The organism is Collimonas sp. OK412, assembly GCF_900112135.1.
In the GTDB taxonomy this organism is placed as follows: domain Bacteria; phylum Pseudomonadota; class Gammaproteobacteria; order Burkholderiales; family Burkholderiaceae_D; genus Collimonas; species Collimonas rhizosphaerae.
This window is the reverse complement of the sequence record NZ_FOLC01000035.1, coordinates 33,310-41,694: the sequence shown is the minus strand read 5'-3', so window position 1 is coordinate 41,694 and position 8,385 is coordinate 33,310. Positions and strand designations below refer to the sequence as shown.

Annotated in this window: 5 protein-coding genes; 1 reads left to right on the top strand and 4 read right to left on the bottom strand. The window is 58.8% G+C overall.

The window, feature by feature from the left end; genetic code table 11:
* Nucleotides 1–126: 126 nt before the first annotated feature.
* The 4 genes from BM062_RS23050 to BM062_RS23035 all read right to left on the bottom strand — a co-directional run bounded on the left by BM062_RS23050 (nt 127) and on the right by BM062_RS23035 (nt 6,417).
* Entirely contained in the window at nt 127–1,575 is a 1,449-nt protein-coding gene (locus BM062_RS23050) for a TolC family protein (protein WP_092401501.1), read from the bottom strand.
* The gene (locus tag BM062_RS23045; RefSeq protein WP_092401498.1) at nt 1,572–3,713 is read right to left on the bottom strand and encodes a peptidase domain-containing ABC transporter; all 2,142 of its coding nucleotides are present in this window, start codon (nt 3,711–3,713) and stop codon (nt 1,572–1,574) included. Before BM062_RS23045 ends, BM062_RS23050 begins: the two co-directional genes overlap by 4 nt.
* Complete coding sequence (locus BM062_RS23040) at nt 3,710–4,966, bottom strand: HlyD family secretion protein (protein WP_092401495.1); 1,257 nt, start codon at nt 4,964–4,966, stop codon at nt 3,710–3,712. Before BM062_RS23040 ends, BM062_RS23045 begins: the two co-directional genes overlap by 4 nt.
* Before the next feature lie 782 nt (nt 4,967–5,748).
* A complete protein-coding gene (locus BM062_RS23035) occupies nt 5,749–6,417 on the bottom strand; it encodes a DUF4019 domain-containing protein (RefSeq protein WP_254785222.1) in 669 nt (222 codons plus the stop codon).
* A gap of 366 nt (nt 6,418–6,783) precedes the next feature.
* Between BM062_RS23035 and BM062_RS25725 the strand changes: the two genes are divergently transcribed.
* Nucleotides 6,784–8,385 (top strand): ESPR-type extended signal peptide-containing protein (locus BM062_RS25725; protein ID WP_256381591.1); only part of this gene is annotated, 1,602 nt, incomplete at its 3' end.

Sequence of the window (8,385 nt, the reverse complement as noted above, 5' to 3'; positions counted from 1 at the left end):
TCCAGTTCGTGCTGGTACGGTGCAGGGATTTTTAGCATGCCCCATTATAGAAAAAGCCTTCCAATTTCGGAAGGCTTTGTCAGCAACCTGAGCCCGCGCAAGCGGGCTTTTTTGTTTTCGGGGGCGCTAAATTCCATCCATTCGTAATTGCCCCAGACTTGCCGCCAGCCGCAGTCTTGCGGTTTGCCAGTTGGTCAGTGCCTGGATGCGTTGCTGTTGTGCCGACGCCAGGTCGCTTTGCGCTTTCAGCAGCTCAAGGATATTTCCCACTCCCGCCTTATAGCGCCCCTGTGCCACATCGAAAGACTGTTTCGCGCTGCGTAAAAGAATGTCGGTGGTGTTCAGGTTTTCGGCTTCGGTACGCAAGGCCTGGTCGCTTTTCCATACTTCCAGCATCACCTGCTGCTCGATATTATCGAGGTCGGCCTGCTTGCTCTCGGCCTGGGCTTGCGCGCCGCGTACCTTGTATTTGCGGCTGAAGCCGTCGAGCAAGGGAATGTTGATCTGCAGGCCGATGCTGCGGCTGGCGATGGTCTGCCTGGACGATACCTGGTTGATCGGCGTGTCGTTGCGGTCGCCGGTGGCAAACAGCGACAGCGTCGGCCGGCCGTCGGCGCGGGCGGCGTCGACCTGGGCCTGTGCCGATTTCAGTTGCGCTCGCGCCGCCAGGATTTTCGGGTGGGTCCGCGCCGCTTCGGCGATCAGGTCGCCGACGGCTTGCTGCAACAGCGGCGCGTCGGCGGCTTGCCGGCCCAGGTCGGCCAGCGTCAGCGCCGTGTCCGGCCGCCAGCCCATGGTAATGGCCAGGGTGCCGATGGCGCTCTGCAGGTCGCCTGCCGCTTGCGCCCGTTTCAGGCTGGCCTGGGCGTAGGAAGTCTGGGCCTGCAATTTGTCTGCCAGCGTGCCGGCGCCGGCGGCATGCTTGGCTTCGCTGGCCTGGAAACTGCGCTGGGCGGCCTGTTCCGCATCCATGGTTGCCGCCAGCATGGCTTGCGCCGCCTGCGCCTGGTAAAAATTTTGTACGGTATTCAGGAACACCGTCTGCAGCGTGTCGTCCTGGGCCGCGTTGGCGGCATTCAGCAGCTGCCGCGCATTTTCCAGGTTGGCGGCGCGCAGGCCGAAGTCGTACAGCACCCAGCTCAGATTCAGGTTGATGTCGCTGCTGTGCGTCTTGAGCGAGGAATCGGCTTGCGGAAAGTCGGGATAAGTAGTGCGATTGTCGGTCTTGCTCCAGCTGCCGCCCATGGTCAGGGTCGGCAAATAGGCGGCACGGCTCACGCCTAGCGCTGCCGCCTGCGTTTTGACATTGGCCCAGGCTTGGCGGGTTTGCGGATTGCGGCATAACGCGCGCTCGACGGCGTCCAGCAGGGTCAGCGGGTTGGGCAGCTGCGGGCTGAAGCCGCAGCTGTTGCTGCCGGCCAGGAGCGCCGTGGCAGGCGTGTTCGTCACTGCATTCGCCGTGCGCAAAGGATCGGCCCAGATCGAGTCCGCGCGGCTCGGCGCAGAGACCAGCAAAGCCAGCGCCAGCAGCGGCCATAACCTCGGACGCGACGCGCGTTTTACCGAAGCTGTCATGCCGGTGTTTCTTCCATCTGCGCCGGCAAGCGCAGGTCGTCGATCACTTTGCCGCCCGCCAGGTTGATCACGCGGTCGGCGCTGTTGATGGTTTCCGGCCGGTGCGCGACGATCACGCGCGTGATGTTGATGGATTTGATGGCGGCATTGACCAGGTGCTCGCGCTCGATATCGAGATGGCTGGTGGCCTCGTCCAGGAACAGGATCTGCGGCCGCTTGTAAAGCGCGCGCGCCAGCAGCACCCGCTGTTTCTGGCCGCCGGAGAGGATGGTGCCCATGTCGCCGACCAGCGTGTTGTAGCCCATCGGCATGGCGGCGATATCGTGGTGGATCGCCGCCAGCCGGGCGCATTCCGCGATCCAGGCATGGTCGGCCTGGGGATCGAAGAAGCTGATGTTGTCCGCCAGCGAGCCGGCGAACAGCACGTCGTCCTGCAGCACGGTGCCGATCATCCGGCGCAGTGCGTCCAGGCCGACATGGCTGACGCTCTGGCCGCCGATCAGCACCTCGCCTTGGGTCGGCGCCAGGATCCCCAGCAGGATATTGATCAATGTCGTCTTGCCGCCGCCGGAAGGTCCGACGATAGCGACCGATTCGCCGGCGGCAATCCGGAACGAGACGCCGTCCAGTACATACGGCTCCTGCTCGGCGTAGCGGAAGCGCAAGCCGCGCACCTCCAGCGACGGCGTCAGCGGCGCCTCCTGCTCGCCGACGAGACGGCCATGCGCGGTTTCCGGCTGCTGCAGCACGATGTCGGCCAGCCGTTCGCCTTGCAGCTGCAGCATCTTGACCTCGACGAATTTGTCGATCAGCGAGCTGACCCGGCTGTCGAACTGGCCTTTGTAGGCATTGAAGGCCATCAGTACGCCTACCGTGAAATTGCCGTCCATGACCATCCTGGCGCCGAGCCAGATGATCAGGATGTTTTCAATGCCGAACAGCACGCCGTTGAGCGACTTGTAGAGCAGGTTCAGTTTCTGGGTGCGCAGGTCGGCGTTGACCTGGTCGACCAGCAAGCTCAGCCAGCTGGCGCGGCGCTCGTCCTGGCGCTGGAACAGCTTGATGGTCTTGACGCCGCGTATGGTTTCCAGGAAATGGCTTTGCTGTTTCGCCGCATGGATGATCTGTTCTTCCGTGGCGTGGCGCAGCGGCGCAAACCAGGCCCAGCGCCCCAGGCCGTACAACGCCATGGCGCCGATCGCAACCCAGACCAGCAGCGGGCTGTAGATGAACATCAGCACCAGCGTGACGACGGTCATCACGCCATCCAGGATCGCTTCCAGGAACGAAGTCGTCAGCGTGTGCTGGATGGCGCCGACCGCGCCGAAGCGGGAGACCACGTCGCCCAGGTGGCGTTTTTCAAAATAAGCCACCGGCAGCCGCAGCAGATGGGTAAGCACATTGGCTTGCCATTGCACATTGAGGGTCGTGCTCATGTACATCAGGACCCAGCTGCGAGCGATGTTGACGGCCTGCTGCATCAGCATCAGCAGGCCGAAGCCGAGCGCCAGGGTGGTCAATAAATCACGGTCGGCGGAGACCAGCACATTGTCGATCACCCATTGCAGGAAGAACGGGCTGACCACCGCAAACACTTCCAGCGCCAGCGACAGCAGCAGGATCTGGCTGAACGAGCGATACAGGCCGGTGACGCGGCCCAGCAAGGCGCGCAAGCGCACCGTCTGTTTCACTTCCGCCTGCTTGAAGCCGGGATTCGGCCACAGTTCGAGCGCTACGCCGGTAAAGGACTTGGCCACTTCCTCCATCGGCAGCTTGCGGATGCCGAAGGCGGGATCGTAGACCGTCGCCGAGCGCGGGCCGACTTCCTGCAGCACCACGAAATGATTCAGGTTCCAGTGCAGGATGCAGGGCAGCTTGAGCTGCGCCAGGTCCTCGAGATCAAGCTTGAGCGGGCGCGTGGCAAGCTCCAGCTGGCCGGCGATCGCGATCAGGTCGCGCAAGGTGGAACCCTTGAGCGAAACCGGGAAGCGGCGCCGCAGCGTGGCCAGGTCGGTGCGGTAGCCATGGTAGCCGGCCACCATGCCCACGCAGGCGAGGCCGCATTCCGTTGCTTCGGTCTGCAGCATCAGCGGCAAGGCCGGCGCCAGGCCGAAAGAGAGTCGATTGAGCATGGTCAAAGCTTGCCGGTCAGGCTATAGAGGGGTTCCAGCACCCATTCGTAGAGATGGAGTTTTTCTTGCTGGACGTCGGCTTCCAGCAGCATGCCGGCTTGCAGTGTTTGTTGCTTGCCGTAGGCGGTGACTTGCTGCGACGCCAGCCTGACGTTGATGCGATACATGGGTTCGCTGTTGCTGCTGCCGGCGGGAGTTCCGATGGTGTTCAATTCATTGTTCGGCAGCGCCGTCTTCGCCACCGATTCCACCACGCCTTTCTGATGGCCGAATTTCTGGTACGGGTAGGCTTGATAGCGAATCAAGACCTGGTCGCCGGGACGCACAAAACCGATGGCCCGGCTCGGCGCGTACAGTTCGGCGCGCAAGGCGGCGCCGGCCGGCACGATGCTGACCAGGGGCCGGTTGCCGTCGACCGACTGGCCGGCGTCGGCAATCACTGTCGTCGCAGTGCCGGATTCCGGCGCAGTGACGGCGATGCGCCGCTTGGCTTCGCTTTCGGTCAGTTCCTGGCCGGTGCTGGTGAGCGTACGGTCAATTTGCGCCAGCTGGTTCTGCTGCTTCAAAGACAGGCCGCTCAGTTCGGTTTGCTGCGCCGACAGTTCGCGGCCGACAGTGATGCGGTCGCGTTCCAGGCTCTGCTGGCGATTCTTCTGGTCGAGCAGGTCTTCCTGCTTTTGCTGGAATTGTTCTTTCGAGATGTAGTCTTGCTGCAGCAAGCCCTGGTAACGCTGCAAGGTTTCCTGCGCCAGTTTGACGCGGTCCTGCTGACCCGCGATCTGGTTGTCCAGCTTGGCCAGTTCATTGCCGAGGGCGGCAATTTTATTGTTCAGGCCGGCACGCTCTTCCTGCTGCAGCTGCCGCGTCTTTTGCATTTCATCGCGCAGGCTGGCCTGGCGTTGTTCAACCTGGCTGCTGATGGCCGCCTGGGTCGCACCCAGGGTGCTGCTTTGGCGCTCGCTGGACAGCACGTACAGCACTTCGCCGGCCTTGACCTGCTGGCCTTCCTTGACGTGCTGCTCGATGACGATGCCGCTCTGCGGCGCATATACCTTGATCAGGCCGGCATCCGGGATCAGCTGGCCGCTGACGGTGCTGTGCCTGGTGTAGCTGCCCCAAGCCAGGAAGGCGCAGATGATAGCCGCCAGCACTACGGCGAAGGCAGTCAGGAAGGTGAACGAAAGCGGGCGGACCAGAACGATGTCGCCTAGCCACTTGGTCTGCTGGGCGGCAAGCGCCTGTTCTCGGAATAGGGACATATTGCTTTTGAAATGAAAAAAACACGGCAGGATGTGCCGTGTTTTTAACCGGAAAGTTTAATTCAGGTTGAGCCGCCGTTTGTCGGAGGAACAACTACCGGAGGAGGCGTTGGGGTGCCGCAGACCGGTTTAACCGGGGCGCAGGCACCGAAGAGGCTGCCGAGGCAGGCAGCGAAAAGATCGAGTAAGCAGCAACCGCCGCTGACTTGTTCAACTTCTTTCATTGATAATTGCTGAATGGCCATATTTATTCCCTTTGATTAATAAAAACCGCCAATAATGGCGGCCTCTTTATCCCATGCTGAAATTACTTCGCAATAATATTTAATTGTTAGAATAATAAATCAAATTTATTATTGCAAAAATATTATGTTCGTGCACTTTGGTCCTGGCAATAAAGAAATGCCAACATTAACAATAGTTGACATTTTTAATCATCGAACTGTTTATGTGGATTTGATATTCAAAGCAATTAATGATGCTCATTGGAAATTTTTAATTATCCAATGGGAAAGTGAATGGATAAAATCGGGGTGCGCAGCGATAGCTTTGACAATCAATTGGAAGGAAATGCGAATGAGCATATTGCGACGAGGAAATATTCGGCAAGCTCTCTGCCATTGTGAATGACTTAAGTAATTGACTTAAGTAATTGACTTAATTAATTAAAGCGCTTCAGCCGGTTTAAAGAGCGAGCGTGTGCAGCACGCAAGGGTTCTTAATATCGAGGAATGCAGCCGTCGCCGGATGATCGGCTGGCGGCTTTCTTTTTGGCGCTTACCTTATTGTTTGTCGCGCGGAACATATCCGGTCATCCGCCATACCCCGTTCGGATCAAGCTGGAAACTGATCAATTCGAAAACCGTATGGCCGTCCTTGAGGTCGGTTGCATAGTCGATATTGGCGTACAGCCCGGCCGGCGTATTCTGGATATCGGCGTCATAGCGGATCCGTACCACCGACGCCCATCGGCGCCCGGATACGGCGCCTATGGTGGATCGCGCCTGGTTCATGTTCTTGACGAATGTTTCCTTGAGAATCCGCATTTTCACGAAGCTGGCCGCATTCTCCCAGACGTCGCCCGTGGCGTTGCCGTCGATCTGTTGCAAAACTACCAATCCTTTCTGGATCAGCGCGTCAGCCGATGTGCTTTCCTGCGCAATTGCGCCATTTGACATGCTTGCCAGCAGGCAGATGAACAAGCCCGGGATGAGATTGAAAATGCGTTTCATGGAAGATTCCTTGTGGTTCAAGCATTGTTTTGGCGCTGCCATTCTAATGACGTTTTTTTGAAAGCCGCAAGCGAAAAATTTGGCAGCCGTAGTTGCCGGATAGATTAATTGAATAAAAATAATCAAATAAATTTCATGATTGCCGGGTTTTTTCAGCTTAATTATTTTATTTAAAAATGAAAAAGCGCCATCTGGAACATGGGCGGTTTTAATGATCAAGTTTTAAAAAGTAAATGTTAACTTGGTTTGAGGAAATTTAAATCCAGGTTCTTTTATGTATTGCTATAGAGAACAAAGAGATTCTGGTGGTTAATTAAATTTTCTGTAAAGAAAATAAATGTCGTTATTTAATCACAATATTTGTCAACGAATGTCACATATAGACATGAATTGTCAATTTACGTTTCCAGGTCGAATTTTAACTATTGTTTTTTTGTAGTATCCCCTCCGTATTCCCCAAAAAATCTGCCGACACGAGCATCTCATCCGGATTTTTCCTGATGCGATTTTAGGTATTCGACATCGTCTGCACGATCTGCCTGATTCATCACACAAGCCGTACCGATTTTTTATATAGAGCTAACCATGAATAGAATTTACCGCACCGTCTATAGCGAAGCGCTTGGGACCTGGATCGCCGTCTCCGAAAATACGGCGGGCCGCGGCAAGCGGAGTAAATCGTCTGCAATCGGTGCGGCAGTGATCGTGATCATGGTGGCGGGAGCTGGAATGAATTCCGCTCACGCGCAATATAAAGCTGGCGGTGGCAATGCTACGGCCGGCACCAACGCTATTGCTATCGGCTCGGACCCAACCGGCACCAATACCCCAGGCCAAAGCCCGACCGCGACGCAAAACGGAGCAGTTGCCATCGGCGGCAATTCAACCAGTGGGGCAACCACGGCTAGCGGTGTGAACTCGACGGCGTTCGGCACCTCGTCCCAGGCGACCAACACTGCCGCATCGGCGTTTGGCCAGGCGACGATAGCGAGCGGGCAGTTCGCCACCGCTCTGGGCAGCGCCTCCCAAGCGACCGCAAACTACGCCACCGCGCTCGGCGGCAACAGTTTCGCCAGCGGCAATTATGTTGTCGCTTCGGGCATAGGCGCCACGGCGTTGGGCGGGAATGCGGCCATGGGTGCGCGCGCGGCCGGCAGCGATTCCATTGCCATAGGCGGCCAGTCGTCGGTGGCGAGCGCCGCTAATTCCGGCATTGCCATCGGCCGGGCGGCCACAGCCAGCAGTTCTTTTGGCGTTGCATTGGGTGATTCTGCCAGCGCAGGCGGGGCCGCTGGAGTCGCCATCGGTCAAAATGCCAAGGCTTCCCTCGCAAACGATATGGCTATAGGAACGAATGCGATTGCCACAGGGGGAGGCGCTACCTCTCCTTCCGTTGCATTCGGCAATAGCGCCGCAGCTACCGGTAGCGGCTCCACGGCGTTTGGCACGTTGGCGACGGCATCGGGTGCGACTTCAGCTGCATTCGGCTATGCCGCGACGACCGGCGTCAATGCGGTAAATGCCCTGGCTCTCGGTACAAATTCCACCGCCAGCGGAAATCGCAGCGTCGCCGTCGGTTCCGGAGCCAACGCGGCCGGCGATTTTTCCTCGGCCATCGGCCGCACGACAAGTGCGACCGGAGCTGGGGCAACGGCGCTAGGCACCAATACCACTGCCGGCGCGTCAGCTGCCGCAGCCGACGCCATTGCGATCGGCGGGCAGTCCACCGTTGCTTCTACGGCCACGTCCGGCATTGCTGTCGGGCGCGGCGCCGCGGTCGGTGCTGCTTCCGGCATTGCGCTTGGCGATGCCGCCAACGCCAGCGTGGCGGGTTCGGTGGCGCTAGGCCAAGGAGCGACCACAACCGGAACCGCGTCATCCGTCACCGGCGGCACCGGCAGCGTCAGCAACGCCACGATAGGCGGCACGACATTTGGAACGTTTGCCGGCGCAAGTTCTGCCGCCGGCGTAGTGAGCGTAGGAGCGAGCGGTTCGGAGCGCCGGATCCAGAACGTTGCCGCCGGCCTGATAGGCGCCAGCAGCACGGATGCCATTAACGGCAGCCAGCTGTATACGGTGGCAAGCACGGTGGGTTCCAATATTGCCAGCCTGTCGACGTCTACTTCGACCGGCCTGAGCACCACGAACAGTAATGTGGCTTCCTTGTCGACATCAACCTCGACCGGC

Excerpts from the sequence above, each read along its gene's own strand:
- BM062_RS23040 (WP_092401495.1), bottom strand. The coding sequence starts at position 4,966 with ATGTCCCTATTCCGAGAACAGGCGCTTGCCGCCCAGCAGACCAAGTGG.
- BM062_RS23050 (WP_092401501.1), bottom strand. The coding sequence starts at position 1,575 with ATGACAGCTTCGGTAAAACGCGCGTCGCGTCCGAGGTTATGGCCGCTG.